The sequence below is a fragment of the Amycolatopsis sp. DG1A-15b genome (assembly GCF_030285645.1).
GTDB lineage: Bacteria > Actinomycetota > Actinomycetes > Mycobacteriales > Pseudonocardiaceae > Amycolatopsis.
This window is the reverse complement of record NZ_CP127296.1, coordinates 5,168,399-5,194,377: the sequence shown is the minus strand read 5'-3', so window position 1 is coordinate 5,194,377 and position 25,979 is coordinate 5,168,399. Positions and strand designations below refer to the sequence as shown.

26 protein-coding genes and 1 tRNA gene are annotated in these 25,979 nt (G+C 70.2%); 15 read left to right on the top strand and 12 right to left on the bottom strand.

Going from position 1 to position 25,979, the window contains the following annotated elements; all coding sequences use genetic code 11:
• Nucleotides 1-58: 58 nt before the first annotated feature.
• Nucleotides 59-829: a hypothetical protein gene (locus QRY02_RS23675; RefSeq protein WP_285993713.1), complete on the top strand. Its 771-nt coding sequence runs from the start codon at nucleotides 59-61 to the stop codon at nucleotides 827-829.
• Here QRY02_RS23675 and QRY02_RS23670 read toward each other — a convergent pair.
• Entirely contained in the window at nucleotides 810-1,754 is a 945-nt protein-coding gene (locus QRY02_RS23670; RefSeq protein WP_285993712.1) for a sigma-70 family RNA polymerase sigma factor, read from the bottom strand. The genes QRY02_RS23675 and QRY02_RS23670 overlap by 20 nt on opposite strands.
• A 41-nt stretch (nucleotides 1,755-1,795) precedes the next feature.
• On the opposite strand from QRY02_RS23670, the gene dnaG reads away from it, so the two are divergent.
• The 3 genes from dnaG to QRY02_RS23655 are packed head-to-tail and all read left to right on the top strand — an operon-like array spanning nucleotide 1,796 to nucleotide 5,039.
• Nucleotides 1,796-3,700, top strand: coding sequence for a DNA primase (gene dnaG / locus QRY02_RS23665; RefSeq protein ID WP_502874238.1), 1,905 nt, complete (start codon nucleotides 1,796-1,798; stop codon nucleotides 3,698-3,700).
• Between the two features lies 1 nt (nucleotide 3,701).
• Entirely contained in the window at nucleotides 3,702-4,223 is a 522-nt protein-coding gene (locus QRY02_RS23660) for a hypothetical protein (protein WP_285993710.1), read from the top strand.
• A 48-nt stretch (nucleotides 4,224-4,271) separates the two neighbouring features.
• A complete protein-coding gene (locus tag QRY02_RS23655) occupies nucleotides 4,272-5,039 on the top strand; it encodes a trans-aconitate 2-methyltransferase (protein ID WP_285993709.1) in 768 nt (255 codons plus the stop codon).
• Here the strand turns inward: QRY02_RS23655 and QRY02_RS23650 are convergent.
• Nucleotides 5,029-5,199 (bottom strand): hypothetical protein, encoded by a 171-nt coding sequence (locus QRY02_RS23650; RefSeq protein ID WP_003097798.1) that lies wholly within the window; start codon nucleotides 5,197-5,199, stop codon nucleotides 5,029-5,031. The two genes, QRY02_RS23655 and QRY02_RS23650, sit on opposite strands and share 11 nt — an antisense overlap.
• A 167-nt stretch (nucleotides 5,200-5,366) precedes the next feature.
• On the opposite strand from QRY02_RS23650, the gene QRY02_RS23645 reads away from it, so the two are divergent.
• Nucleotides 5,367-5,439, top strand: a tRNA-Asn gene (locus tag QRY02_RS23645).
• Between the two features lie 607 nt (nucleotides 5,440-6,046).
• Here QRY02_RS23645 and QRY02_RS23640 read toward each other — a convergent pair.
• Entirely contained in the window at nucleotides 6,047-6,646 is a 600-nt protein-coding gene (locus QRY02_RS23640; RefSeq protein WP_285993708.1) for a TetR/AcrR family transcriptional regulator, read from the bottom strand.
• A 247-nt stretch (nucleotides 6,647-6,893) separates the two neighbouring features.
• Between QRY02_RS23640 and QRY02_RS23635 the strand changes: the two genes are divergently transcribed.
• Nucleotides 6,894-7,313, top strand: coding sequence for a DUF2871 domain-containing protein (locus QRY02_RS23635; RefSeq protein ID WP_285993707.1), 420 nt, complete (start codon nucleotides 6,894-6,896; stop codon nucleotides 7,311-7,313).
• A 13-nt stretch (nucleotides 7,314-7,326) separates the two neighbouring features.
• Here QRY02_RS23635 and QRY02_RS23630 read toward each other — a convergent pair whose 3' ends face one another.
• The gene (locus QRY02_RS23630; protein WP_285993706.1) at nucleotides 7,327-8,238 is read right to left on the bottom strand and encodes a LysR family transcriptional regulator; all 912 of its coding nucleotides are present in this window, start codon (nucleotides 8,236-8,238) and stop codon (nucleotides 7,327-7,329) included.
• 130 nt (nucleotides 8,239-8,368) lie between these two features.
• Here QRY02_RS23630 and QRY02_RS23625 point away from each other — a divergent pair, with 130 nt between their 5' ends.
• The 6 genes from QRY02_RS23625 to QRY02_RS23600 all read left to right on the top strand — a co-directional run bounded on the left by QRY02_RS23625 (nucleotide 8,369) and on the right by QRY02_RS23600 (nucleotide 12,197).
• Nucleotides 8,369-8,950 carry a dihydrofolate reductase family protein gene (locus tag QRY02_RS23625; RefSeq protein ID WP_285993705.1) on the top strand — a complete coding sequence of 194 codons (582 nt, stop codon included), beginning with the start codon at nucleotides 8,369-8,371 and terminating at the stop codon, nucleotides 8,948-8,950.
• Entirely contained in the window at nucleotides 8,947-9,078 is a 132-nt protein-coding gene (locus QRY02_RS23620; protein ID WP_285993704.1) for a zinc-binding dehydrogenase, read from the top strand. Before QRY02_RS23625 ends, QRY02_RS23620 begins: the two co-directional genes overlap by 4 nt.
• A gap of 28 nt (nucleotides 9,079-9,106) precedes the next feature.
• Nucleotides 9,107-9,748 carry a Type 1 glutamine amidotransferase-like domain-containing protein gene (locus QRY02_RS23615; RefSeq protein WP_285993703.1) on the top strand — a complete coding sequence of 214 codons (642 nt, stop codon included), beginning with the start codon at nucleotides 9,107-9,109 and terminating at the stop codon, nucleotides 9,746-9,748.
• A gap of 22 nt (nucleotides 9,749-9,770) precedes the next feature.
• Complete coding sequence (locus QRY02_RS23610; RefSeq protein ID WP_285993702.1) at nucleotides 9,771-10,214, top strand: carboxymuconolactone decarboxylase family protein; 444 nt, start codon at nucleotides 9,771-9,773, stop codon at nucleotides 10,212-10,214.
• 66 nt (nucleotides 10,215-10,280) lie between these two features.
• Complete coding sequence (locus tag QRY02_RS23605; RefSeq protein WP_285993701.1) at nucleotides 10,281-11,186, top strand: NAD-dependent epimerase/dehydratase family protein; 906 nt, start codon at nucleotides 10,281-10,283, stop codon at nucleotides 11,184-11,186.
• A gap of 615 nt (nucleotides 11,187-11,801) precedes the next feature.
• Nucleotides 11,802-12,197: an STAS domain-containing protein gene (locus tag QRY02_RS23600; RefSeq protein WP_285993700.1), complete on the top strand. Its 396-nt coding sequence runs from the start codon at nucleotides 11,802-11,804 to the stop codon at nucleotides 12,195-12,197.
• Between the two features lie 732 nt (nucleotides 12,198-12,929).
• Here the strand turns inward: QRY02_RS23600 and QRY02_RS23595 are convergent.
• The gene (locus QRY02_RS23595) at nucleotides 12,930-13,475 is read right to left on the bottom strand and encodes a PadR family transcriptional regulator (RefSeq protein ID WP_285993699.1); all 546 of its coding nucleotides are present in this window, start codon (nucleotides 13,473-13,475) and stop codon (nucleotides 12,930-12,932) included.
• A 26-nt stretch (nucleotides 13,476-13,501) separates the two neighbouring features.
• On the opposite strand from QRY02_RS23595, the gene QRY02_RS23590 reads away from it, so the two are divergent.
• Nucleotides 13,502-15,154 carry an FAD-dependent monooxygenase gene (locus QRY02_RS23590; protein WP_285993698.1) on the top strand — a complete coding sequence of 551 codons (1,653 nt, stop codon included), beginning with the start codon at nucleotides 13,502-13,504 and terminating at the stop codon, nucleotides 15,152-15,154.
• 349 nt (nucleotides 15,155-15,503) lie between these two features.
• Here QRY02_RS23590 and QRY02_RS23585 read toward each other — a convergent pair whose 3' ends face one another.
• The 7 genes from QRY02_RS23585 to QRY02_RS23555 all read right to left on the bottom strand — a co-directional run bounded on the left by QRY02_RS23585 (nucleotide 15,504) and on the right by QRY02_RS23555 (nucleotide 24,123).
• Nucleotides 15,504-16,121, bottom strand: a complete 618-nt coding sequence (locus QRY02_RS23585; RefSeq protein WP_285993697.1) for a DUF1345 domain-containing protein — start codon at nucleotides 16,119-16,121, stop codon at nucleotides 15,504-15,506.
• Between the two features lie 210 nt (nucleotides 16,122-16,331).
• Nucleotides 16,332-17,141: an alpha/beta fold hydrolase gene (locus QRY02_RS23580; protein WP_285993696.1), complete on the bottom strand. Its 810-nt coding sequence runs from the start codon at nucleotides 17,139-17,141 to the stop codon at nucleotides 16,332-16,334.
• A 9-nt stretch (nucleotides 17,142-17,150) separates the two neighbouring features.
• On the bottom strand, nucleotides 17,151-17,984 hold the full coding sequence (locus QRY02_RS23575; protein ID WP_285993695.1) for an alpha/beta fold hydrolase: 834 nt from the start codon (nucleotides 17,982-17,984) through the stop codon (nucleotides 17,151-17,153).
• Nucleotides 17,985-18,068: 84 nt separating this feature from the next.
• Nucleotides 18,069-20,819: an AAA family ATPase gene (locus tag QRY02_RS23570; RefSeq protein WP_285993694.1), complete on the bottom strand. Its 2,751-nt coding sequence runs from the start codon at nucleotides 20,817-20,819 to the stop codon at nucleotides 18,069-18,071.
• Nucleotides 20,820-21,359: 540 nt separating this feature from the next.
• On the bottom strand, nucleotides 21,360-21,812 hold the full coding sequence (locus tag QRY02_RS23565; RefSeq protein WP_285993693.1) for a hypothetical protein: 453 nt from the start codon (nucleotides 21,810-21,812) through the stop codon (nucleotides 21,360-21,362).
• A 518-nt stretch (nucleotides 21,813-22,330) separates the two neighbouring features.
• Nucleotides 22,331-22,978: a response regulator gene (locus tag QRY02_RS23560; protein ID WP_285993692.1), complete on the bottom strand. Its 648-nt coding sequence runs from the start codon at nucleotides 22,976-22,978 to the stop codon at nucleotides 22,331-22,333.
• Nucleotides 22,975-24,123 carry a sensor histidine kinase gene (locus QRY02_RS23555; RefSeq protein ID WP_285993691.1) on the bottom strand — a complete coding sequence of 383 codons (1,149 nt, stop codon included), beginning with the start codon at nucleotides 24,121-24,123 and terminating at the stop codon, nucleotides 22,975-22,977. Before QRY02_RS23555 ends, QRY02_RS23560 begins: the two co-directional genes overlap by 4 nt.
• Nucleotides 24,124-24,254: 131 nt before the next feature.
• Between QRY02_RS23555 and QRY02_RS23550 the strand changes: the two genes are divergently transcribed.
• The gene (locus tag QRY02_RS23550) at nucleotides 24,255-25,166 is read left to right on the top strand and encodes an ABC transporter ATP-binding protein (protein WP_285993690.1); all 912 of its coding nucleotides are present in this window, start codon (nucleotides 24,255-24,257) and stop codon (nucleotides 25,164-25,166) included.
• Nucleotides 25,163-25,972: an ABC transporter permease gene (locus QRY02_RS23545; protein ID WP_285993689.1), complete on the top strand. Its 810-nt coding sequence runs from the start codon at nucleotides 25,163-25,165 to the stop codon at nucleotides 25,970-25,972. Before QRY02_RS23550 ends, QRY02_RS23545 begins: the two co-directional genes overlap by 4 nt.
• Nucleotides 25,973-25,979 lie beyond the last annotated feature (7 nt).

The window sequence follows — 25,979 nt, the reverse complement described above, 5'->3', positions numbered from 1 at the left end:
GCCGGGAACCCGACCCGGTGGGACGCGCCACCGGGGTCCGCCGCGGGACCGTTCCGGCATGCACCTCGTCGCCAGTGAACGGATCAAGCTCTTCAGCATCGCCACCCCCTGGGTGTGCGGTGTCTTCACCCTGGTCGCACTGGCCTTCCCGGCCGCGATCACCGCGCTCAGCGCCGGCGAGTCCCGCCTGCCGCCCACGGTCGCGAGCACCCAGTTCGGCTCCCAGCTCGCCCTGGTCGCCGTGCTGGTGCTGGCCGCGCTCGCGGTGACCGGCGAGTACCACTCCGGCACGATCCACGGCACCTTCCAGGCCGTGCCGCGCCGGAGCCCGGTGCTGCTGGCCAAGGCCGCGCTCGTCGCCGGGTACGCCTTCCTGCTCGGCGAAGCCGCCGCGTTCACGGCCTGGCTGGTGGCCCGGGTCCTCGCGCCGGAGGCCGACCTCGCCCTGGACAGCGCCGCGGACTGGCGGATCGTCGCCGGCACCGGACCGGTGTTCGCGCTGGCCGCCGTCTGCGGGGTCGGCGTCGGCCTGCTCGTGCGGTACACGGCCGGCGCCGTGGCCGTGCTCGTCGTCTACCCGCTCATGGCGGAGAACGTCGTCCAGCTGATCCCGCGGGCGGGCCGGGCCATCCACCAGTGGCTGCCGTTGAACGCCGTCACGAAGTTCCTCAGCGGGAGCGGGGAGGCCAACGCGGGCCGGGACGGCGGCAACGCCGCGGTCCTGTCCGACTCGCCGCTGAGCCCGGGCTGGGCGCTGGCCTACTTCGGTGTCTTCGCGCTCGTGCTGCTGGCCGCCGGGATCGTGCAGGTCAAGCGCCGGGACGCGTGATCCGGGCCAGCTTGTCCGGGTTCACGACGTCGTAGATCGCCACGATCTTCCCGTCGCGGACGGTCATCGCCTGGACGTGTTCGTCGAGGGCGAAGAAGCCGTCCTGGCCGGGCTGCGGCGCCAGGTACACGCCCAGATCGCCGTTGACGAGCACCGGCGTGCCGCCGGTGAGCACGCCGGGCGGGTACTTGCTCGTGAGGCCCACGAAGAACCGGGCGATCTTGTCCGCGCCGACGATGAGCTGGCGCGTGGTCCGGCCCCTGCCGTTCGAGTCGCCGATGAGCACGACGTCCGGGGCGAGCAGCTCGGTGATCGCCTGGATGTCGCCGGCCTGCAGGGCGATGACGAACTTCTCGAGGATCTTCGCCTGGTCGTCCAGCGGGACGCGCGGCGCCGGGTCGGCGTCGGCGAGGGCCTTGCGGCCGCGGGAGGCGTACTGGCGCGCGGCGTCGACCGAGACGCCGAGGGCGTCCGCGATCTCCGCGAACGGCACCGAAAAAGCGTCGTGCAGCACGAACGCGACGCGCTGCTCCGGCGTCAGCTTGTCGAGGACGACGAGCGCGGCCATCCGCAGGCCGTCGTCACGGACCGCGACGTCCAGGGGGTCCTCGCTCACCGGCCGCCCGAACGGCGTGACGACCGGCTCCGGCAGCCAGTTGCCGACGTAGCGCTCCCGCTGCGCCGCGGCCGACTTGAGCCGGTCGAGGCAGATCCGGCCGACGACCGTGGTCAGCCAGCCCCGCAGGTCGCGGATCGCCGCGCGGCCGGCGTCGTCCAGGCCGGCCAGCCGCAGCCACGACTCCTGGACCGCGTCCTCGGCGTCGGCGCGCGTGCCGGTCAGCCGGTAGGCCACCCCGATGAGGTGACTGCGGTGCGCGGCGAACTCCGTGGCGAGGGTGTCCTGGGCGGTGGGCGTGGAGGCCATGCCCCGAGTGTGCCGCAAGTGGCAAGACTAGAGTGGATGACGTGGCAGGACGGATTCGGGAGAGCGACATCGCGGAGGTGCGCGAGCGGAACCGGATCGACGAGGTCGTCGGGGAGTACGTGGCCCTGCGCCGCGCCGGTGGGGGCAGCCTGAAGGGGCTCTGCCCGTTCCACAACGAGAAGACCCCGTCCTTCAACGTCCGCCCGGCGCACGGCACCTTCCACTGCTTCGGCTGTGGCGAGGGCGGCGACGTGATCAAGTTCGTCCAGAAGATCGACCTGATCACGTTCGTGGAGGCCGTCGAGCGGCTGGCCGACCGGGTCGGCATCCGGCTCACCTACGAGGGCGGCGGCGCGACGATCCAGCGGGACCGCGGCAGCCGCACCCGGCTGGTCGAAGCCCACCGCCTGGCCCAGGAGTTCTACGCCGAGCAGCTGGTCACCGACGAGGCGCGCCCGGCGCGGGACTTCCTGTCCGAGCGCGGGTTCGACGCCGCCATGGCGAAGACGTTCGGCTGCGGGTACGCACCCGGCGGCTGGGACAAGCTGACGAAGTTCCTGCTCAACCGCGGCTTCGAGGTCAAGGAACTGCTCACGGCGGGGCTGTCCAAGGAAGGCCAGCGCGGCCCGATGGACCGCTTCCACCGGCGGCTGGTCTGGCCGATCCGCGACGTCGGCAACGACGTCGTCGGCTTCGGCGCGCGGCGGCTGTTCGACGACGACCGGATCTCGGCGAAGTACCTCAACACCGCCGAGTCGCCGATCTACAAGAAGTCCCAGGTCATGTTCGGCCTCGACCTGGCCAAGCGCGAGATCGCGAAGCGGCACCAGGTGGTCGTGGTCGAGGGCTACACCGACGTCATGGCGATGCACGCGTCCGGCGTGCCGACGGCGGTGGCGTCGTCGGGCACGGCGTTCGGCGAAGATCACATGAAGGTGCTGCGCCGGCTGATGATGGACGACGACGCCTTCCGCGGCGAAGTCATCTTCACCTTCGACGGCGACGAAGCAGGCCAGAAGGCGGCGCTCAAGGCGTTCGAAGGCGACCAGACGTTCGCCGGCCAGACGTACATCGCGGTGGCGCCGGACGGCATGGACCCCTGCGAGCTGCGCCTGGCCAAGGGCGACAGCGCGGTGAAGGACCTGGTCGCGCGGCGGACGCCGCTGTTCGAGTTCGTCATCCGCAGCACGCTGAAGAACTACGACCTCGACTCGGTCGACGGGCAGGTCGCGGCCCTGCAGAAGACCGTGCCGATGGTGGCGTCGATCAAGGACCGTGCGGCCCGCGACGGCTACGCGTCGAAGCTCGCCTGGTGGGTGGGCTGGCAGGACGTCGCGCAGGTGGTCAACCGCGTCCGCGGCAGTGCGGGCGCGACGGACAAGCGTGGCGGAGCGCCCCTGCGCCAGCCCGCGCGCGTCGGCGCTCCCGCGGCTCCGGCGGCTCAGGACGTCGCGCGTCCGGCCCCGAAGGACCCGCGGTTCGCCGTGCAGCGCGAGGCGCTGAAGGCCGCACTGCAGCAGCCCGCGATCGCCGGGCCGGAGTACGACGCCTTGCCGCTGGAGGCGTTCACGCACCCGGTGTACGTCGCGGTGCACGAGGCGGTGTTGAAGGCCGGCGGCGCGGGTTCGGGCCTGACCGGCCCGGCGCTGCTGGACGCGGCGGCTCCGCACTGTCCGGAAGGGACGGTCCGGCGGGTGCTGTCCGAGCTGGCCGTGGAACCGTTGCAGGCCAAGGACGAAGTCGACTCCCGGTACATCTCGTCGATCCTCGCGCGGCTGCAGGAGGGCCTCGTCGGACGGCAGATCGCGGAGATCAAGGGGAAGCTGCAGCGGCTGTCGCCGGTCGAAGCGCCGGACGACTACCGCGCGCTGTTCGGCGACCTCGTCGCGCTGGAGCAGTACAAGAAGTCGCTGGGCGAGCAGGCGGCCGCCGGCGCGTGGGGCTGAGATGAATCTCTTGCGCCGGTTGCTCGGCGACCGCACGCCCGCGGACTTCGCCGGTTCGCTCGCGCCGGGCGAAGACGTCGTGGACAGCGCCCCGGTCGAGGGCGGCGGCCACCTGGTGGTGACGGCCCTGGGCCTGTGGATCCCCGCCGAGGACGGCGCCCGCCGCGTCGGCTGGCACCTCATCGGCAAAGCGGCCTGGGCGGACGGCGTCTTCACGCTGACGGAGTCGTCCGAGGTGGGCACGGCGGGTGAGGCGGTCCTGCTGGCCGACCTCCCGCCGGTGCGCTTCCGGCTGCCGTCGCCGGGCAAGGTGCCGCGCGAGGCCTACCAGCGCGTCGAGGGCTCGATCCGCTCGCGGCACCGGCAGGAGATCGGGTCCGGGGGAGCGTGGTTCGTCCAGCGCAAGGTGCCCGGCCGCGACGGCACCGTGCTGCAGGTCCGGCCGGACCCCGGCACCGACGTCGCCCTGGTCGAGGCCATCGCCGAGCAGGCCGCCGCGAAGCTGGTCAACCCGGCCGAGTAGCAGTACGCTCGTACTCAGTACAGGCGTACTGTTTTTCGGGAGGCGACCGTGTGGGACCCGGGCAAGTACCTCGACTACGCCGACCTGCGGGCGCGGCCGTTCTACGACTTGATCTCGCGCATCGGCGCTTCGGCACCGCGGCGCGTCGTCGACCTGGGCTGCGGCCCGGGCAACCTGACCGTGTCGCTGCGGGACCGCTGGCCCTCGGCGACCTTGGAGTGCGGCGACAGTTCACCCGAAATGGTGACCGCGGCCCGCGCGCGCGGCCTCGACGCGGCGTTGCTGGACGTCCGCGACTGGACGCCGGCGCCGGACACCGACGTCGTGGTGTCGAACGCCGTCCTGCAGTGGGTGCCGGACCACGCTGCGCTGCTCCGCCGATGGGCTGCCTCGCTGCCTTCGGGCGCCTACCTGGCAGTGCAAGTGCCGGGCAACTTCAACGCGCCGTCACACGTGCTGACGCGCGAACTGGCGGCGGACCCGGCCTGGGCGTCCCGCTTGGCCGAGGTGGTGCTGCGCGAGGACGACGCGGTGTCGACCCCGCTGGAGTACGCGAACCTCCTGGCCGACACGGGCTGCGACGTCGACGCCTGGGAGACGACGTACGTCCAGCCGTTGCGCGGCCCTTCGCCGGTGCTGGAGTGGATCACGGGCACGGCGCTGCGCCCGATCCGCGCGGCCCTGACCGACGCGGAGTGGCAGCGGTTCCGCGCCGCATTGGCCCCCCGCCTGGACGCGGCCTACCCGCCCCGCGCCGACGGCACGACGTGGTTCGAGTTCCGCCGCGTGTTCTTCGTGGCCCGCGTCAGCGCTTGAGCTTCTCCCCGATCTTGGCCCGCGCAACACCGGCGGCGCCCTGGACCATCGGGTGGTCGACGACCCGGCGGTAGGTGCGCACGAGCTGCTCGTACCGCCCCCGCCCTGCCTTGGCGCCCAGTACGTACCCCAGGCCTGCCCCCAGCAGGAACTTCTTCATCCGCGTCCACGCCTTCCGTCGTTAGGTCGTCCGACTGTCCATTGTCCAGGAAAACCGCCCCCGCGGGGGCGGTTGCGCCAAGTGGGGGGTGGTGTCAGAGGCGGTACGGGCATGGGCTAAAGTTCTTCTTGTCGGTCGGAGAGACCGGCACCGGAAGTGAGCCACATTCCCCTGTAGCTCAACTGGCAGAGCATTCGGCTGTTAACCGGAGGGTTCTTGGTTCGAGTCCAAGCGGGGGAGCAGAGGCCCAGGTCATTGACCTGGGCCTTCTTTGCGTCTTGGGTCGGGGCGGTTTAGTGTCGATTTGACGATCGTCCAAGCGTCGGCCTGCCTGGCTGCCGCTGCTATCCGGGTGACGCTGTCTGCTGGCTTTAATGGCCGTCGGCAGGGCTTCGTGGGCGCGGCTTCGCGGTGCAGTAGCGCCTCCGGTGCGCACTGTGTCGGCCCCGCGTCGATCGCTGCTCATAGGTTGGGCACGCCTGACAGACTGCCGTGGAGCGCGGTCCTGTGCGGTTGGGCGGGTGGCTGTGCTCCAGGTTTGCTCCACCTTGATTGGTGAGAGACCGTCGCTGGCCGGCTGCATCGGTGGTGCCCATCATGTCCTTCAGCGACGCCGTGCGAACGTCAAGCGTGCAGGTCCGTCAGCCTGGCATGATCCGTTGCCGTTTTACACCTCGCCGGGCGACCTCATCGCGGCATGGAGTGCGTTCACAGAAGTCATCGAACGCGTGACAGCGTTGAGCATCGAACGGTCGCGACCTCACCGGATGCCTTGGGGTACCTCGATTCCTTCCTCTCGAGCGGACATCGCACGCTGCCGGTCCTGCTGAACGCGGACTGACCCCACTTACCGTTCCTCGGCCGCGGGGGCTTGCCCTGGAGCCGGGGAGATCAGGGTGTTCACGATGGTGTCGGTGTAGTCGCTGGTGATCGGCTCGCCGGTCACCAGCAGCCGGTACCAGAGCGGGGCGACCAGCATGTCGTCGTAGAGCGCGGGGTCGCCGGCGGCCAGCTGCCCGGCTTCCTGGGCCTTGACGAGCCGGGCCCGGTTGATCGCGGCCAGCGCGGTGTGGACCTTGCCCTGGATCATGGCGGCGAGTTCCGTGTCGAGCTGGGCCGAGCCGATCACGCCCGAGATGATCTGGCCGTGCCGTTCGTCGGCGAAGACCTCGGCGAGGGTGTGCAGCCAGGTGCGCAGGTCGGCGTCGATGTCACCGGTGTCGGGATAGAGGAAGAACCGCTCGCCCAGCCGGTCCATCAGGGCGTCCAGGAACAGCGCCCCCTTCGACGGCCACCAGCGGTAGACCGTCGGTTTGCCCACCTTCGCCCGCGTGGCGACCGCCTCCATGGTCACCGCGGCGTAGCCGCGCTCGGCGCAGAGGTCGACGGCGGCTTGCAGGATCTCGTCCCGGGAGCGTGCGGTCCGGCCGGTGGGTGGGGTGCTCACCGCGATCACTCTACCCAACTACAAAACGTTCTGTTACGTTCTGCCGGGTCATAACGTTACGTAACGTTTTAGAGAGAAGAGGCGACCGTGACCCTCAGGAACGTCAACACCGTCCTGGCCACGGTGGGGGCCTGTTCATCGCCTGCACGCCGCTCGGCGACATGATCACCGTGCCGGCCCACGACGGATCGTCGGCCGCCGCGTTCGGAGTCAATTCCCGTCACCCTTTCCCGGAAAGAGCAAAGTAATGTCCAAATCCTATTACGCGGCACACATCTACATGATCCTCGGAGTGGTTTCCGGCTTGTACTACCGGGAGTTCACCAAGCTCAACGAGTTCGACGGGCCAACCCAGCTCGCGCTCATCCACACGCACCTGCTCGCGCTGGGCATGCTGGGCTTCCTCATCGTCCTGGCGCTCGACAAGCTGTTCCAGCTTTCCGGGACCAGGCTGTTCACCCTTTTCTTCTGGTTCTACAACGCGGGCATCGCCGTCTCGGTCGCCATGATGTTCGTCCACGGCACTCAGACGGTTCTCGGCCTCTCCGTGCCTATGGCCGTCTCCTTGATCGCCGGGCTCGGCCACATCCTGCTCACGGTCGGGCTGATCCTGTTGTTCGTCCTCCTCGGCAAACGCCTCAAGAAGACCGTTCAGCCCGCAGCATGAGCACGGCGGCCCGTCAGTGGCGGATGGCGAGATAGACCCGGGCGGCAACGTCCTGGGCGGCCTGGTTGAAGGCGTGGATCTGGGGTGCGGTGTTGGTGCGCAGCCAGGTCGGCGCCCATTCCAGGGGTGGCGCGTCGCTGATCGGGAGATACACGACGCCGGGCCGCGCGTAGAACCGCGACACCTGCGCGCCCATCACGAAAGCGCCTTCCCCTGCGCCGATCAATGCCAGGGCTTCCTGGAGTGTTTCGAAGCGCGGGCCCGGTTCGATCGGGTCGCCGCCGGGCGTGTGGTCCGGCGTGCGATCCGCGCGCCAGTAAGCCGGGAACGCTTCAGCCACTTGCAGCATTTTGACCGCGGCGAGGTCTTCCAGCGAAACGGTGTCGCGGCGGGCGAGCGGATGCCGGACGGACACCCCCAGCACCCGCGGCTCCGAGAACAGGACCTCGCCGGTGACCATGTCGGGTTCGTCGTGCGGCAGGCTCACGACCAGCAGGTCGGTATCGCCCGCGCGCAGCCGCTGAAGGCCGTCGACGATCTGCACTTCCCTCGGCTGGGCCCGCCAGCCGGGGTGACGCCGGTCGAACAGTTGGGCCCCCTGGACCATGAGCTGTCCCGCCGCGGCGCCGAGGAAACCGACCCGCAGCACACCGTGGACACCACGCGCGGCGTCGGTCGCCCTCCGGAGCCCGGCCTCGATCAGGTCGTAGGCGGGGCGCAGATCGTCGTACAACCGTTGCCCCGCTTCGGTGAAGGCGACATGGCGGCTGGTGCGTTCGAACAGCGGCGTCCCGATCTGGCGTTCGAGCTTCTTGATCGTCTGGCTGATCCGCGCGGTGGTCACGTGCAGGCGGTCGGCAGTGCGGCCGAAGTGCAACTCCTCGCCGACGGTCAGGAACGCTTCCAGTTCAAGCCGCTCCAGCACATGCGCCTCCGGACGTTAAACCCACCTTAATGACTGTTGCACTATGTCACCTTGTTGGCGGATCAGGCCCCCGAAAGACTGAATGAGACAACATCACTCGGTGTCACCGACTCTCACTCAAGGACTCTCTGTGGGCAAGATCGTTTCGCTCGTCTACCTGTCGCTGGACGGGGTGATGGAGAAGCCGACCTGGACCGGGCCGTATTTCAGCGCCGAGCACGCCAAGTTCGCCTACGGTCAGTTGTTCTCCAGTGACGCACTGCTGCTGGGCCGCGTCACCTACGAGGGCATGGCCGCCGCCTGGCCGCACATGGAGGAGTCCGACGGCGACTTCGCCGTCCGGATGAACACTCTCCCCAAGTACGTCGTGTCGACCACCCTGGAAACCGCCGAGTGGAACAACACCACCGTCGTGCGAGGCGATCTGGCCGCCGAGATCCTCGAGCTCAAGGCGCGCTACGCCGGCGACATCCTCATCTACGCCAGCGGAGTCCTGGTGAACTCCCTGATCGAGCTCGGCCTTCTCGACGAACTGAAACTCTGGCTGCATCCCGTGATCGTCGGATGCGGCAAACGCCTGTTCCGCGCGGGCATCGATTCGACCTCGTGGCGTCTCGCGACGACGGCGGCCTTCAGCTCCGGAACGATGATCCTGGACTACCGGCCTCACCCGCCGAGGCCCGGTCTCTCGGACTCCGTTCCGTCTTCATGATCACCGAAGCCGGGCGACTGCGGGTCCGCATCGACACTGGCTTGTCGTTGGCACAGGCGGCCAAGGCCCCCGAAATCGGCGAAGCGGGCCATGCCGCCGGAAAGATCGTCCTCACCGTCTTCGCCTGACCCTTCCCCTTCTCACGAGAGCAGGCCCATGCGTTTGTTCCTTTCCTCCTGGAAACTCGGGGACGCCCCCGAACTTCTGGACGACCTCGCCGGCGACGTCCGGACCGCGGCCGTCATCGGCAACGCGCTGGACGCCCTCCCGGGTCCGGCGAGACGGCAGGCCACCGGCCGCGAGGTTGCACTGCTTCGCGACCGTGGCTACTCAGTGTCCGAAGTGGACTTACGTGACCATTTCGGTGCTTCGAAAGGACTCGCGGAGCGCTTGTCCGGCTTCGGGGTCATCTGGGTCCACGGCGGCAACCCGTTCGTCCTGCGGCTGGCGATGGCCCTCAGCGGCGCCGACGGGATCCTGCCCGGCCTGCTCCGGCGCGACGCCGTCGTCTACGCGGGCTGGAGCGCGGGCGCCTGCGTCCTGTCGCCCAGCCTCCGCGGCCTCGAACTCGTCGACGACCCCGCGGACACCGTCACCGCCTACGACCTGCCGGCGATCTGGGAAGGGCTCGGTCTCTTGGACTACGCCTTCGTCCCCCACTACCGCTCTCCGATCCCCGAGAGCGAGCCCATCGAGCGCGTCGTCGAGCGCTACGACCGCGAAGGAGTTCCGTACCGCACCCTCCGCGACGGCGAGGTCACCATCATCGACCGGCCGTCGACTCCCGCGAACCGCTGACACCCCAACGAAAGAGAGAACCATGAACGCCGTACGACTCCCCGTCGACAAGCTGGCACCGCACATCAACCGCGCGCTCAACTCGCTCGACGCGGCCTCCCGCAAGGTCAGCCTGGAGCCCGCGCTGCTGGAACTGGTGCGAGCGCGCGCTTCCCAGCTCAACGGCTGCGCCTACTGCGTCGACATGCACACCAAGGACGCGCGTACCGGTGGTGAGACCGAGCAGCGGCTCTACGCGCTGCCGGTGTGGCGCGAGACGCCGTTCTTCACCGACCGTGAACGGGCGGCACTCGAGCTGACCGAGGCGGCGACCCGGCTCGTCGACGGCCCCGTCACCGACGAGGTGTTCGGCCGGGCGGCCGCCGAGTTCACCGAGGTCGAGCTCGCCGAGCTGATCTGGACCATCACCGTGATCAACGCCTGGAACCGGCTCGGCGCCACCGCCCGGCCCTGGCCGCTGGACTGACGGCCTCCCTTCTCCCGCCTCACCACAGCCATACGCGCGAACGCGCCTACCGGATCGGAACATCACATGCGCGTCTTCATCACCGGGACCACCGGCTACATCGGGGGTTCGGTCGCCGATCTGCTCCTGCGCTCAGGACATCGGGTCGACGGTCTCGTCCGTAGCGAGGACAAGGCTCGCGAGCTGGAGCGGCGCGGCATCAACCCCGTCATCGGCACGCTCGACGACGCCGCACTGCTCACCGCGCGCGCCCGCGAGGCCGACGCCGTGGTCAACGCCGCCAGCAGTGATCACCGGGGAGCCGTCGAGGCGCTCGTCGAAGGGCTGGCCGGCACCGGTCGTCCGCTGGTGCACACGAGCGGGTCCACCGTCGTCAGCACCGACTCGCGCGGTGCCGTCGCCGACGAGGTGTACACCGAGGAGGTCATCGCCCCCGGCTCTGGCTGGAGACCCATCGAAAAGAAGGTCGCCCGTGTCGCACTCGACCGGTTCGTCCTGGACGCGGCGAGCCGCGAGGTGCGCTCGGTGGTGCTGTGCAACTCCCTCATCTACGGGCACGGCCGGGGCATGTCCCGCGACAGCCTGCAAGTCCCCGTCCTCGCCAGGCAGGCCCGCGAAAGCGGGGTCGCCCGGTATGTCGGGGAGGGCCGCAACATCTGGTCGACCGTGCACATCGACGACCTGACCGACCTCTACCTCCGTGCGCTCACCGACGCTCCGGCCGGATCGTTCTACTTCGTCGAAAACGGCGAAGCGTCGTTCCGCGACATCGCGGCCGCGATCGCCCGGAAGTTCGGCCTCGGTCCCGCCGAGGCGTGGGACACCGACGATGCCGTGGCCCACTGGGGAGAAGAACTCACCTTGTACGTTCTCGCCTCCAACAGCCGGATCCGAGGCCGCGCCTCCGCCGGACTCGGCTGGCGTCCGGCGCATGCCTCCGTCTTGGACTGGATCCAGGACGATCTCGACTAACGCGTCGCGCGGGTGGTTTCCGAGGCGGTGCGGATCACGACATCCGCACCGCCTCGGAGCCGCCCTCGAACAGCTACTCCTCCGGGCGTACACCGGAAAGCGTCCCGCGACGACGCAGTGCGACGAGCCGTTCACCTGTCTCCGGCGCTCGATGAGACTGAGCGCGATAAGCCCCGGCCGGCCGCCGATCCCGAGGGTGGCGGGCCACCGCGGCGGTGCCGGTCAGGACGACCGCGACGAGCAGCGCAAGCTGGAGAGTGATCGGCCAGGCCTGGAGAAGGTCGCACTTGCCAGGCCGCGCCTCGTCGGCTGAGAGTGAGAGGCGGGCGCCCGGTGTCGGCCCTGCGCGACGACACCGGTCCGGGCTGACCACCACCCAGCTCCACGACATCCTCCGCCCGCGCGTGAGACGTGGTGGTAGTGGAGCAGCAAGCCGTGTACCCGAGGGGGCACGACCCAGCGGTGGAGACCACCAGCCGCCCCCGAACCGGGTCCGGCCTGCCCACCGGCGGACCGGCAGCGCGCGGGTGGCACGGCGAAGCAGGCGTCCCGCACCGACGAGAGGTCACCCATGGCCGGCACCGCCGCCACATCGACCCGGGTCACTGCGCGCGCATGAACATCACCGTGACCACCATGGCGGACGCTTCGACCGTGAGAGTCACCGGTGATCTCGACCTGGTCACCACGCCGCACCTGCTGGGACAGCTGGACGACGCGCTGAAGTCGCGACCCCTCGCGCTGATCGTCGACCTCGACGCGGTCGGCTTCTGCTCCGCCGGCGGGCTGTCAGCGCTGCTCGAAGCCGTCACCAACGCCCACGCCCGCGGCATCCCCTGCGCGATCATCACCACCCGACGGGCGGTGACCCGCCCGATTGAGCTGCTGCAGGTCGACCGCGTCCTGCCCCTCCACGACGACCGTACCGAGGCCGAGGCCTGGCTGGCGCTGGTGGCCGCCTGCGCTGAGGTCACCGCTGACGGTGAGGACCGGCTTGAGCGCCGGGGTTGATGATCAGGCTGACCCGGCTTGCCCGCCGAGCAGCCCGGCACCACGGGGAGGCACGGCGCATCCGGCTTCCCGCACTTAGGAGAAGTTCCCTACTTGCCCGCCACCGCCATCGCCGCATCCCGCAGCCATCGCCTCACCGACGCCGGCCGTCTCGCACGCACCCGCTTCACGGTGACCACTACGGCCGACGCGGTCTCCGGCGATCTGGGCCTGTCGAGCACGGTACGGCTGCCGAAGCGGCTGGCCACTATGGACCTCCGAGGTACGGCGCGGCCGCGAGTAGGACACCACCGCAGTGCGGACCCACGCCGAGATCCTTCCCATGCTGATCGCCTGGACAGCCCACCTAAACCCACCACGTGGTACCGATTCTGACGCCCTCACTGCCAGTGAGAGTCGATCATGACCCTGACCTGCGGCGATGGAGAATCTGCTGGTCGCGTGGTGCAGTTGGCTGTTGTTGAGCGCGGTCCTGTGCAGGTGGATGCGGTTGGCATCGTGGCTGTGCTCCAGGTTTGCTCCACGTTAATTGATGAGAGATCGTCGCCGGCCGGTCTGCGCGGGCTTGTTCTGAGAGTGTGTTTGGGAGCGGAGCGGGCTTCCGTGCGGCATGATGGTTCGATTTGACTTGCCGATGGTGCCCGCCCGGAACGCGGATGATCGTCGTCACCGACCACGACTCGATGAGCGGATGAGCAGAAACCAGAGTTCCAGCGGCGGCCGCTTGGAGTCTCAGGATCCGGCAGTGTCCTGGGTCTCGTCCAGCTGCTCGAGTGCCCAGCGAGCCCATTGTTGCTGTGCCTGGTACTGAAAGATCCCGTACTCGAGGGCCAGCCGTCCCATTCGCAGTCGACCTCGTGGGTGCGGGGCGGCGTCGGCGGCGTCGGCGAGTGATCTGAGTTCGGCCACCACCTGGTCGGCCTCGTCGAGGTGTCCCAGTACCTGCTGTCGTGCTTCCGGGATGTCCAAGCAGGACAGCAGGCACATCCGGAGCGCGTGCTCGTCGCGGATGGCCCGGGCCTTCGGCGGAGACAGCAGCCACGTGTGCAGCTCCTGCCGCCCGATGTCGGTGATCGCGTAGCTGCGCCGCCCTCTGGCCCCCTCGTCGGCGACGGTGACCAGCCCGTCCTCGGCCAGTCGTTTGAGCTCGGGATAGACGTGGCTTTGGCGCGCGGTCCAGGCGTACCGCTGCAGGGAGCGTTCGAAGCGAATGGTCAGGTCGTAGCCGCTGGCGGGACCGTCTTCCAGCAGCCCGAGCAGGGCGTAGCGCAACGACACCGGCGCTCCTCACTTGACACCTACAAATGGACAGGTCCTATTGTAGGTGTCAGTCAAGTGATCTGGGGAGAGACATGAACGATGTCGACGTGGTGATCGCCGGAGCCGGCCCGACCGGCCTGACCTTGGCCTGCGATCTGGCCCGGCGCGGTGTCGCCTGCCGTGTCCTCGAGCGGTCCACCGAACCCGCGCGGGGGTCGCGGGGAGTCACGCTCAAACCCCGCAGCCTGGAGGCGTTCGACGACCTCGGCATCATCGACCGTGTCCTGGCCACGGCGCACCTGGAGTCACGGATCCGGTTCCATCTCGGCACCGACCTGCTGTTCGACCTTCACGTCCCGCCCTCGGCAGCGGAACCGTCCCGGCCGTATCCGAACCCGGTAGCACTGCCGCAGTGGCGAACCGAGTCTCTCTTGCGCGACCGGCTCGCCGAACTCGGCGGCACCGTGGAGTTCGGCCGCCGCGTCGCCGACTTCGCGGCCGACGACGAGGGTGTGTCCGTGGTCGTCGAGGACGGCACGCGCACCGAAACCGTCCGGGCCCGCTACCTCGTCGGCGCCGACGGCGGCCGCAGCAGGGTTCGCTCCGTACTCGCCCTGCCCTTCTCCGGCGTCACCGCCGAGGACACCCGGGCGCTGCTCGCCGACGTAGCCCTGACCGGGCTGAACCGCGAGAACGGCGTCCACCTGTGGATGACCACCGATGGTCACCTCCTCGCCGCCCGGCCCATCCCGCATTCGGACACCTGGCAAGTGGTCGCCTCACTGGAACCCGACGCCGACGGCCACTGGCCACAGCCCTCGCTGGAGAACCTCCGGCACGCCGTGGCCACCCGGACCGGGCCGCACGACATCCACCTGACGGATCCGAGCTGGCTCTCGGTCTGGCGCTACAACCTCCGGATGGTCGACACCTACCGAGCCGGGCGAGTGCTGCTGGCCGGCGACGCCGCCCACGTGCACAGCCCGTTCGGCGGCCACGGCATGAACACGGGCATCCAGGACGCCTACAACCTCGGCTGGAAACTCGCACTGGTCCTGCACGGAGCAGCCGACGACACACTGCTGGACAGCTACGAAACCGAACGGCTTCCGGTCGGCCGGGCGATCCTGGCCGACAGCGACCGCCGGTTCTCCACGCGCGTCCCGCCCCGTGTGTTGCGGCCGCTGCTGCGCCTCATCCTCAAGCGCCTCTTCGCCCACCAGCAACGCGCCACCCGCAACGACCATCCCACCTATCCCGCCAGCCCGCTGACACTGCACCGAACCGGCCGCCACGGCCCGGTCCGTGCTGGTGACGCCGCCCCCGACGCACCCGTCGAGATCAATGGGCGAGCAGCCCGGCTGTACGACGTACTCCGCGGCCCCCACCTCACCATCCTGGCCTTCGGCCCCGCCCCGAACCTCGACCTCGGTGCCCTCGGCCGGCGCATCCACGTCCACACCGTCGCCTCGGCAGACAAACACGGGACCACCGGCGACGACCGGCTGGTCGACCGGACGGGTCACCTACGCAGCGCCTACTCAGCACACGACGGGACGGTCGTGGTCATCCGGCCCGACGGCTACATCGGCCTAATGGCACACACGGCAAGCGAGCAGACCGTGACCGACTATCTCCACCGGATAGGACTGCGGATACCCCAACACCCACCGGACTTCCTTCACACCGGTTGCTGACGCCGTACCTATCCGCGCCGCACTCGTCTCCACATCGGCATGTGCGTGCATCTGCCCTCTACTGTCGACCGCCCCGCGGCATGAGCGGATGTTCGGAGTCGCACGACTCGCAGCTTGAGCGTGTTGTCGCGAGTCAGCGACCGCAGATGTGATCTGGTTCCTGGCGTCAACCGACCCAGCGGCCGAGTCCACTTCGAGGACGGAGCCCGGAAGATCTCGCAGCTCATAAGCTTCGAGGGGGTTCACCGACCGGGCGGGCGATCAGGTAGTGGTGCACCCCGATCCCTGCCGCCTGCGACCGCAGGATGCTGTTGGGCGTCGGTCGGTGACCGTGTGGCCACTCGGATGATCAGCCGCCGATCACGCCGATGGCGATGCCGAGCATCGCGGTGTTGTAGATGAACGAGAGCACGCCGTGCGCGAGGATCCGCAGCCGGATCCCGGAGGTGCGTGACTCGACGTCGGAGACTGCGAACGTGGTGCCGACGGTGAACGAGAAGTACGCGAAGTCGATGAACGTCGGGTGCTCGGTGCCGGGGAACACCAACAGCTTCTCGGGCAGGGCGCCGTAGTAGGCCTGCGCGTAGCGGTCGGCGTAGCCGAAGTGCAGGATCGCCCACGCCAGCAGCACGGCGGGCACACCCGCGACCTTGCCGAGCTGCGCCGCTTGGGTGCCTTCCTCGGTGAGCACGATGGTCAGGCCGGACATGATCCCGATGAAGCTGGTGAACAGGGTGAACAGGGTGCCGCTGCGGCGGCCTGGCGCGGTCTTGACCCATGCTCCCCGGTCGTCGCCCGCCCGCTTGCCGCGACTGAGGCGGACGACGCGGATCGCGAGGTAGACGACGGCGATGAAGTCCCACAACGCGATCCATCTGAGGTCGTCCGACAAGAAGATGGGGACGCCCAGCAGGACGAGCGTGCTCTCGATGATCCGGGACAGCACGGTTGAGGGGCTGAAGCGCATGTCTTTCCTTTGTCGGAACAGCAGTGGTGGTCGTCGCCCACTTCGTCCGGATGACGACGGTCATTTCGCGGGAGCGACGTCGGAGAGGTTGTCGGCCGCCCGTGGCCGAGTTCGACCAGCCGGGCCGGTGATCATCACCATCCCGGGGCGTTGTGCAATCCCCGGCGGGCCCCGCGGGCCGCAGCCCACGGGGGCCCGCCCGGGGCGGGCTCAGCCGGCGGCGCGCATGATGAGCCTGACGACGGTGTCCGGATGGGAGACCGCCACGGAGTGCGAGGCTCCCGCGACGGTCACGGTGGCGCGTGCGTCGGCCCGGTCGGCCATGAACTTCTGTGCCCGTGGGGGGATGTTCTTGTCGGCGCCGGCCAGCACGAACCACGAGGGGATGCTCGTCCAGGCGGGTGTACCGGACGCCTCCGCCAGGGCAGCGTCCAAGATGGGGCGCTGGGTGCTGGCCATGAGGGCAGCCTGGCGCGCCGGTACGTCGGCGGCGAATTGCTGCCGGAAGAGCGAGGGCTTGATGTAGAGGTCCTGCGAGCCGTCGGGCAGGGGCACCGGTGCCAGCGTCTCGCCCAGCGTGCTGCCGGGGTACTTCCCGGCGAGCTCTGCCGCGGCTTCACCCTTGGCGGGGGCGAAAGCGGCGACGTACACCAGCGCCTTCACCTTCGGGGAACGTGCGCGCACGTTGGTAATGACGGCACCGCCGTAGGAGTGGCCAACGAGCACTACGGGCCCGTCGATGCCGGCGAGACGTGCGTCGAGGGCTTCGGCGTCGGAGCGGACTCCGCGCAGCGGGTTGGCCACGGCGACAGCGGTGAAGCCGCGCTGTTGCAGCTGCTCGATGACGGGGGTCCAGCTGGCGCCGTCCGCGAACGCGCCGTGGACGAGGACGATCGTGGGCTTCGGTCCGCCGGCCGGGTGGGCGGCTACCGCGTTCGACGCGCCGATTCCGGCGACAGCGGCGAGCAGGGCCAGCAGGGCGGTGAGGCGTGCGGTGACGCGGAGGGTGAGCTTGTGCATGTCCTGCTCTCAGTCTGCGATGAAGGCGATCAGGGCGGCGTTGACCTCGGCCGCGTGGGTGAGCAGCAGGCCGTGCGGGGCACCGTCGATCTCGACGTAGCGCGCGCCGGGCAGGCGGCGCCGGAATTCGCGCGCGGTGGCGTCGATCGGCAGGATGCGGTCGGCGGTGCCGTGCAGGATCATCGACGGCACGTCGATACGCTCCAGGTCGGCCCGGAAGTCCGTCAGCCACGTCGGAACGCACGCGTACGCCGCCACCGGCGCCGAGCCGATGGCGGTGGCCCAGTTCGCCCGGAGCGCGGCCTCGCTGAGCCGGGATCCGAGCGTCTCATCGGTGTTGAAGAAGTCGACGAAGAAGCTCTCGTACCAGGCGTAGCGGTCGGCCTCGGCCTGCTCGGCGATGCCGTCGAACACCGACTGCGGCACGCCCGTCGGGTTGTCCTCCGTCTGCAGCAGGAACGGCTGGAGCCCGCTGAGGAAAGCGGCCTTCGCGACCCGCTCCGAGCCGCGGGTGCCGAGGTAGCGGGCGACCTCGCCCGAGCCCATCGAGAAGCCCGCGAGGACCACGTCACGCAGGTCGAGCTGGGTCAGGACCTGGTCCAAGTCGCCGGCGAAGGTGTCGTAGTCGTAGCCCGTCATGGTCTTGCTCGACCGGCCGAAGCCCCGGCGGTCGTAGGTGATGACGCGGTAGCCGGCCTTGACGAGCGCGGCGGTCTGCTTCTCCCAGGACTGCCCGTCCAGCGGGTAGCCGTGGATCAGGACGACCGGCCGGCCGGAGCCGTGGTCCTCGTAGTAGAGCTCGACGTCGGTCGAGCCCTCGGTGCCGACGGTGATGGTTCCCATTGGTGTTGTGCCTTCCCGCCCGGCCGCCGTGCGCGAACCGGGCATGACACGAACCTAGGGAGCCGGCGGGGCCGGTCGCGTCCGTCAGACGACGTCTTCGGCGTACGTAACCGTGGTGCGCAGCACCGCCGCGAGCTCGCCGCGCGATGTCACGCTCAGCTTGGGGAACATCCGCTGGAGGTGGGTGCTCACCGTCCGGGGCGAGACGTACAGCCGCTCGCCGATCTCCCGGTTCGTCAGCCCCTGCGCGGCGAGCTGGGCGACGTGCAGCTCGGTCGAGGTGAGCCGATCGACGGCGGCCAGGTCCCGGCGAGGGGAGGACACGCCCGCGGCACGCAGCTCTTGGCGTGCCCGCTCCGCCCAGGCCGAGGCACCGAGCGCGTCGAACACCTCGCGGGCGGCCTGCAGGACGACGCGGGACTCGGCGGGCCGCCGGTGCCGCCGCAGCCACCCGCCCAGGGCAAGCTGCACCCGCGCCCGCTCGAACGGCCAGTCGACGGGAACGGTGTCGAGGGCCGTCCGGTAGCGCGGCTCGGCGGTGTCCGGCGGGCTGAGCAGGGCGCGGGCGAGGCGCAGCCCGCAGAGCAGGGCGGGAGACGGGGTCGGCTCTTCGAGCGGGGTCAGCTCCTTCAGGATGTCCCGCGCCGCCTCGGCGGACTCGCTGCGCACGGCCGCCTCGACCAGCTCGGCGACCCCGTAGAAGCGCAACCAGGGGTGAAAAGCGGGGTCGGCCGGGTCGAAGACGCGGCTCAGGTGCCCGAAGGCGTCGCCGTAGCGCCCCTGGCAGAGGGCAGCCTGCCCGCGGGCCATCTGCACGATGGCCAGCGCCGGGCGCGCGCCGCCGGGGAGAGCGGTGCGCTCCGCCTCCGCGGCCCACGCCTCCGCCTGGGGGTCGCCGCAGATGGCGGCGAGCTGGGCGCGGATGGCGTGCACCATCGCGTGCACGAGGGGCTGACCGGTCTCGCGGGCCAGCTCGGCGGCCTCCTCGGCGGCGAGGTGACCGGCGCGCACTTCACCGAGCCGCGCGGCGCTCCCCGCCTGGACGCAGAGGGCTCGGGCCAGCATCGACAGCCGGCCCTGGGCCCGCAGGGCGTCCAGCGACCTCGCGGTCAGCCGGCTCGCCAGTGCGGGAGCACCCACCGTCACTGCGGCACCGCCCAGGAGCTGATCGCCCTCGGGGTCCTCGGACGACCGATCCAGCTGACTGGCCAGTGACTCGAGGACGGCTCGTCCACGCTCGACCGGCGCGCAGTACGCCTGCAGGGCTACCAGGTCGGCGTTGTCCGCACCCACGGGCATCCGGTCGACGGCGGCGGCGACCCGGCGGCGGGCGTCCGCCCCCGGCTCGCCCCAGAAGCAGTGCAGGACCGCGCTCCACAGCATCCGCAGCCCCAGCACGGGCTCGCCGCCACCGGCGAGCCCGACGGCCAGCTCGGCCAGCTTGGCGGTCGCCGTACCCTCGCCCTGCGCCGCCCCTTCGGCCAGGGCGATGCCGACCCAGGCCGCACGGCCCTTGTCCCGGACCGAGAGGTCCAGCGACCGCGCCTCGGCCAGCAGGTGCGCCGCGACGTCCGGCCGGCCCGACTCCAGGGCGAGCTCGGCCGCGCGCAGCAGCCGGTCGGCGCGAGCGGACGGGTCCGCGGTCAGCTCCGCCGCTCGCCGCAGCGCGGCCAGAGCCGCGGCGACACCTCCCCGCCGCAGGGCCCGCCCGGCGGTGGAGTCCAGGTCTCGCGCCGCGTGCTCGTCGGGACCGGCGGTGGCGGCGGCGCGGTGCCACGCCTGCCGGTCGGGCTGCCCCCGGAGCTCGGAGGCGAGCGCGGCGTGCGCGGCCTGTCGCTCCGCGGCGGTCGCGGCGTGGTGCAGCGCCGAGCGGACGAGCGGGTGCCGGAAGACCATCCCCCACCCCTCCACAAGGCCCGCCTCGACCGCCGGCCCGACGGCGTTGACGTCGACCGCCGTCCCGAGAATCCGGGCCGCGGCGGCGAGGCACTCGTCCAGCGTGCCGTCACCGTTGAGGGCCGCGAGGAGCAGGAGTGCCCGGGTTTCGACCGGAAGCCGGGAGACCCGGGCCGTGAAGGTCCGCTCCAGCCGCTCGGTCAACGGCAGCGGACCCGGCGTGAGCGCGTACGCCCCACCGACCGACTGCAGCGCGACCGGCAGCTCGGTCAACGCCAGCGGGTTCCCGGCTGCCTCTTTCAGCAGGCGCCGCCTGACCTGCTGTCCCAGGTCGGGGGCCACCGCGTCCAGCAGCTCGCCCGAGACCTCGTCCGTCAGCGGGTCCAGGGCCACCACGGGCAGCCCGGCACCGCCGAGCCGGTCGTCCAGGCCGCGGGTGACGACGACCAGGGCGAGGGGGTCGGACTCGATCCGCCGCGCGACGAACCCGAGCACGTCGAGGCTGGCCCGGTCCATCCAGTGGGCATCCTCGACGACCACCAGCAGCGGTGCCTTCACCGCCGCGTCCGACAGCAGGGTCAGCGCGGCCAGGCCGACGAGGTAGAGGCCGGGCACGGCCTCGTCGGCGAGCCCGACGGCCGCGCGCAGCGCAGCACGTTGTGGTCCGGGCAGGTCGTCGATCCCGTCGCGCAGCTGGTGGACCAGCTGGTGCAGGCCGGCGCAGGCGACGTCCTCCTCCGACTCCACGCCCACCGCAGTGAGCACCCGGACCCCGTGGCCCGCGGCCCGCGCCGCCGCCTCGGCTACGAGCGCCGACTTGCCGATCCCGGGTGCGCCGAGGACGACCACTGCGCCGCCCGCCCCGGAGGCAGCCCGCTCGACCAGGGCGGCCAGCGCGTGGCGCTCCGTATCCCGACCCAGCAGCGCCGGTCGTTGCATGCCCACTCCGTCTTCTCCGTGCGGCTCCGCTGCTCGCCAGCGCCGCGTCCTCGCCCGGCCGGGCGACCCCGGCCATGGCTTCCGCAACCCGGCCGGGAGGCCGGGGCGGGACGATCCGCACAATGACACGCGAACCGTTTCCCGGGACAGGGAGGGCTCAGGGGCCTGCGAGCGTATTCGAGGTAGCTGTGCAGCCCGGGCGCCGGCTCTGCTGAGGATTCACCTGATGTACGGGCACCCTCCCGCTGAACTGCGAGAGTTGCCGCTCCGAGGGAGGCCCTGAACCAGGCTAGGGGAGCGCGTAAGCGTTCCTCGGCCGCCCCCGACTCGAGTGGCCGACTTCCCGAGGTGCCGGATCGAACTCCACGGTGAGGGGTTCAAGTACACGGTGGGACCGTGCTGGTCCCCGGTCACGTCGAAACCCTGATCCAGTGGATCACCGGGTGGCACGACATCGGTTCACGAAGTTGAACGCACGCTCGTCGGCATGAGCGGACGTGAGCGACGCTTTCAGGTCGGGGTGACACTCACGCCGATCAGCTAGCGGAAGAAGACCATTCGACCGTCAGCGACTGTCATGGTGCTTCCGTCGAAACTCCACCGCTGCAGCTTGTCGTCTTCGCCAAGCCAGATGAGCTCTCCGCCAGCCTCGACGTACGGTGCGAGGGCTCCCCAGAGGTGTACGTCGTCTCCTGCTGTGCGCGTTCCGCCGATCAATTCGACGCCGTAGACCTCGCCGTCCGGTTCCGTCATTGCCTCGTACCGGAAGGCCCGCAGCATCTCGGGCAAGGTCTGCGCTGCCGCTATCTCGGCGGCATCGGTGAACGCCCAGTGTGGTCGTCGGCCGAAGGTCCCGTCCGGGTGCTCGATCCGGGTCCACCCGCTCTTGAGGTCGTCGTGCTGGTTCAACGCGTGGATCGCACTCAGCGCGAGGTCCGTCCGGGTGGCAGGGATCACCACCTCGCCCTTGATGAGATTGACGCTGTAGCCCACGTGTCCATCCTGCCCTGATTCGGGTCGGAAGGCAGCCACATCGCCATGACCGGACGTGAACGCCAAGGGCCCTCTCGTAGCCCGGTGTCGATGTCGAGGCCAGATCGGTGGTCACCGTCAAGGCGTACAGCGATACACCGGGATCGGCAAATCGCATTTGCGCCGTCGACGGGTTGGTGTTCATACCGCAATTGTGCCCACCGGTTCCGTCTCCACGCACGCCAATTTCCCATACGTGCCCAGCAATACACACGACGGCGGGCTCAGCTGACCACCTTCGGGAAGCGCCGCGGCAGCACGCTCGACACTGCGGGCGTAGGACTGACCTGCCGGGATCTGCGCAGGGGGCCTGATAGTCGAGTGCGAGATCAGCCGCCGGGTATCTTGGCGAGCGAACGGAAGGCAGCTGCGGGACGCAGGCGTGCCCGCCCGCTCATCGGCTTGACAGGACACAACGCGCGCTCAGCGGCATTAGCGGAGTTTGGTATTGGAACCTGGGAACATCGCAGACCTGGCTGTCACGGGGTCGAGGTCATGAGGCCGGCTTCGTAGGCGGTGATGACGAGCTGGACCCGGTCGCGGGCGGCGAGTTTGGTGAGCAGGTTGGCGACGTGGGCTTTGGCGGTGCCGTGGCTGATGTGCAGGTGTGTGGCGATCTCGTGGTTGGACAGGCCGCGGGCCACCAGGACCAGCACCTGGTGTTCTCGTTCGGTGACGGCGTCGAGCTTGCGTGGGGGCGAGGCGGGTCGGGGGCGGGCGGCGAACTCCTCGATGAGCCGGCGGGTGACGGCCGGTGCGATCAGGGCGTTCCCCGCGGCGACCACGCGGACGGCGGTGAGGATGTCGTCCAGTGCCATGTCCTTGACGAGGAATCCGCTCGCTCCCGCGCGCAGGGCGGCGTAGACGTTGTCGTCATCGTCGAACGTGGTGAGGATGACGACGCGGGATTCGGTGGTGATCATCCGGGTGGCTTCGATGCCGTTCATGCCGGGCATGCGGATGTCCATGACGACCACGTCCGGGCGCAGCTCCCTGGTCAGCCGGACCGCCTCGGTCCCGCTGCCGGCTTCTCCGACGACCTCGATGTCGGGTGCGTCGGTGATGACCATGCACAGGCCGGCGCGGATCAGCGGCTGGTCGTCGGCGAGCACCACCCGGATCGTCATCCTGCCTCCCGTGGCAACGGTAGCCGAGCGGTCACCCGGAAGCCGCCCTCGGCTCGGGGGCCCGCGCTGAAGTGGCCGCCGAGGAGGGCGACACGTTCGCGCATCCCGGGGATGCCGTATCCGGTTTCTCCCGCTGTGGTGCCGGTTCCCTCGTCGAGGATCTCGATGCGCAGTTCGCCGTCGGAGTAGTCGATCAGCACCTGGCACCGGTCGGTGTCGGCGTGGCGGGCCACGTTGGTCACCGACTCCTGGATGATCCGGAACGCGGACTCCTCGAGGTTGGCGGGTAGCGGGCGACGCCGCCCGCGCCACCGCACGTCGACGTGGACAGCGGCAGCCGCCGCCATCTCGGTCAGACGATCCCCATCGGACAGTCCGGTTGGCCGGGTGTCCCGCAGTGCGCCGAGTACGTGCCGCAACTCCTTGAGGGTGTCGCGGCTGGTCGTCTCGATGGCGGTCAGCGCGGTTTTCGCGTCGTCGGGCCGGGTGTCGATCACCCGCCGGGCCGCGCCGGACTGGAAGGCGATGACGCCGATGCTGTGGGCGACCATGTCGTGCAGTTCGCGGGCGATGCGCAGCCGCTCGGCCGTGGCCGCCTCGGCGGCGGCATGGGTGTGCAGGACGGCCGCGTGCTCGCGGCGCTGCCGGATCGTGGTCCCGGTGATCCAGGCGAGCAGGACGAACAGGGCGATCAGGACCGTGAGCCCGACCATGCCCACGGCCAGCGCCCTGCTCTTCCCGCCGCCGGTCCACAGGTCCAGCTGCCACACCGCTTCCTGCACAGCAAGACTGACGATCGCGGCGGTGACGCCGGCGCGACGGGAAGCCGTCGTCGTGATCAGGCCGACCAGCACGTCCGCGGCGAGCACGAGCGGCCAGATCTGCCCGGTGCGTGCGTGCAGCGCGGTGGCCACGACCATGCCGGTCAGGAGGGCGGCGAGCACGGGGGACGGCCGTCGGCGGACCCAGCCCAGCGGCAGGGCGAGCACCAGCGACGCTGCCCACTGCTGCCAGGCCGCGGGCGTTTGTTGGTGCGCCGGTTCCGGACCGGACCCCAGGGCGCCGTAGAGCACCACGGCGAAGCCGCACACCGTGAGCGCCGCCCACGCAAGGGGTGGCAGCCGGCGCGGTGGATCATCGGGCACACCCCGATCGTGCCACCCGCGACCGAACCCCGGCATCGGTCTCCAGGCCTAGGCCCACAGGCCGATCGGCCGATGCGGATCTGGCCCGCGGCGGGATGTCCTGCCCGCACGGTCGGCGGCATCTTGATCACGTGATCGAAGTCAACAGGCTGACCAAACGCTACGGCGACGTCCTCGCCGTGAAAGACCTGACCTTCACGGTGCGACCGGGGCACGTCACGGGATTCCTCGGCCCGAACGGCGCCGGCAAGAGCACCACGCTGCGGATGATCCTCGGCCTGAACCGGCCGACCAGCGGGACCGCCACCGTGGACGGCCGGCCGTTCACCGCCGTAGGTGCCGGCTTGCGCCACGTCGGTGCGCTCCTCGACGCGAACGACGTGCACGGCGGGCGCAGCGCGGCGGCGCACCTGTCCGCGCTGGCGCGCACCAACGGCCTGCCGAAGCGTCGCGTCGGCGAGGTGCTGGACGAGGTGGGGCTCGTCGGGGTGGCACGCCGCCGGGTCGGCGGGTTCTCCCTCGGGATGCGGCAGCGGCTGGGCATCGCCACGGCCCTGCTGGGTGACCCGCCGGTGCTGCTGTTCGACGAGCCGGTCAACGGACTGGACCCGGAGGGGGTGCGCTGGGTGCGCGACCTGTTCCGGTCGCTCGCCGCGCAGGGGCGCACGGTCCTGGTGTCCAGCCACCTGATGAGCGAGATGGAGCACACCGCGGATCGGCTCGTGGTCATCGGCCGAGGCGAGCTGATCGCGGAAGAGACCGTCGCCGAGTTCGCCGCGCGCGGCACCGGCGCACTGGTCTCGGTGCGAACGCCCGCCGCGACGGAACTCGCCCAGGTCCTCACCCACGCCGGCGCCTCCGTCGCACCCGACGGGGCCGGGGCGCTGTCGGTGACCGGGATGAGCGCGGCCCGGATCGGTGAGGTCGCGTTCGGACACGGGATCGTGCTGCACGAACTCGCCACCCGTACCGCGTCGCTGGAGCAGGCGTTCATGGAGCTCACCGCCGGCCGCGTCGAGTACCTGGCCGGTGAGCGCCGATGACCACGATCACCACTCCCGCCCGGTTCCGCGACCTGATCGCCGCCGAGTGGATCAAACTGTGGTCGCTGCGCTCGACACGCTGGCTGCTCGGGATCGGCGCGGTGGTGCTGATCGGGCTTTCCGTGCACGGCAGCGCCAGCACCTACGCCGACTGGCCGACCTACACCCCACGCGAACGCGCCGGGTACGACCCCATGACGGAGATCCTCGACACCGCGACCGCCGCCCTGCTCTTGATCGGCGCCGGCAGCGTGGGCGCCCTGACCATCGTCGGCGAGTACGCCACCGGCCTGATCCGCCCCACCCTCGCCGCGGTCCCCACGCGCCACCGCGTGGCGGCCGCGAAGCTGACGCTCGTTGCGGGTGTCATGCTCGCCTTCGGCGCACTCGTCGTGCTGGCGTCGTTCGCCGCGAGCCAGGCCATCCTGTCCGGCCGCCAACTCGACGTTTCCCTCACCGATCCCGGCGTCCTGCGCGTCCTCGCCGCCGACACGCTGCTCGCCCCGATCGCCGCACTGGCCGGCATGGGACTCGGTGCGCTGCTGCGGCACACCGCCGCCACCGTCGTTGCGGTGTGTGCCGTGCTGGTCGTCGTGCCGTCGTTCTTCAAACCCACCGTCTACCAGTGGGCCAACGACCTCTACGCCACTGTTCCGCTTTACGTGTGGCGCAACTGCCTGTCCCAGCTGCACCCCCGCGTCAGCGATGCACTACCCACCACTTCCGGCTCCTGGGCCGTGTTCGTGCTCTGGCCGCTGATCGCGGCCCTGCTCACCGTGTTCGCCGTCCACCGCCGCGACGTGTGACCTGAAA